This is a genomic window from Enterobacter sp. RIT637 (assembly GCF_019718755.1).
Classification (GTDB): Bacteria; Pseudomonadota; Gammaproteobacteria; order Enterobacterales; family Enterobacteriaceae; genus Enterobacter.
The window spans coordinates 1-627 of record NZ_JAIHAZ010000096.1 but is presented as its reverse complement, the minus strand read 5'-3'; the positions used below and the strand labels follow the sequence as shown (position 1 = coordinate 627).

Annotated in this window: 1 protein-coding gene; it reads right to left on the bottom strand. The window is 60.4% G+C overall.

Annotated elements, in window-relative coordinates; genetic code table 11:
• On the bottom strand, nt 1–627 hold a 627-nt coding region (locus tag K5E19_RS23375), incomplete at both ends, for an FUSC family protein (RefSeq protein WP_221553315.1).

The following is a 627-nucleotide window of genomic DNA, read 5'->3' as shown; positions in this document are numbered from 1 at the left end:
CCAATGGGCAGTGCGGCAATGGTGCCGTAGAGAAAATCGATAGCGACCATGCGCGGGTTGGGCAGACGCATCGCCAGTGCGGTAACGACGGCAATCATGACCATCGCACCGCTACCGGACGTCCAGCCGGTCCACAGCCAGAACAGCGTGCCGAGCATGCAGGCCAGCGTGGTACGCCAGAAGTTGACCATGGCATGATGGCGCTCGGCGGATTCCGGCTTAATCACCACTTCGCCCTGCAGCACCTCTTCTTCCGCCGCGCTGATTTTGGTATTACCCGTCACACCACGCTTAAGCAGCAGGTAGCGCGTCGCGGCACCGACCCAGGTATAAATCGTCACCGGCGTATCGCGTTCACCCGTCCAGGCGATGACGCGACGCATGCGTTTGAGCTGTCTGTGCACGTCCTGCACCGTTTCAACCGGCTCGTCAAAGAGCTCACGGAACGTGTCCGTTACCACCTCCGGGCGGGTATCCTGAATCAGATAAGTTTCGCACGCCTGGGTGATCAGCGTTAAGGAAACGGTATTGATCGCTTTCAGGCGACGGTTGGCGCGTTCCCAGCGCGAAGATTCCATATTGAGGTTGCTGCGCATCCCCTCCAGCGCCTGCGTGCGGCGCACCAGG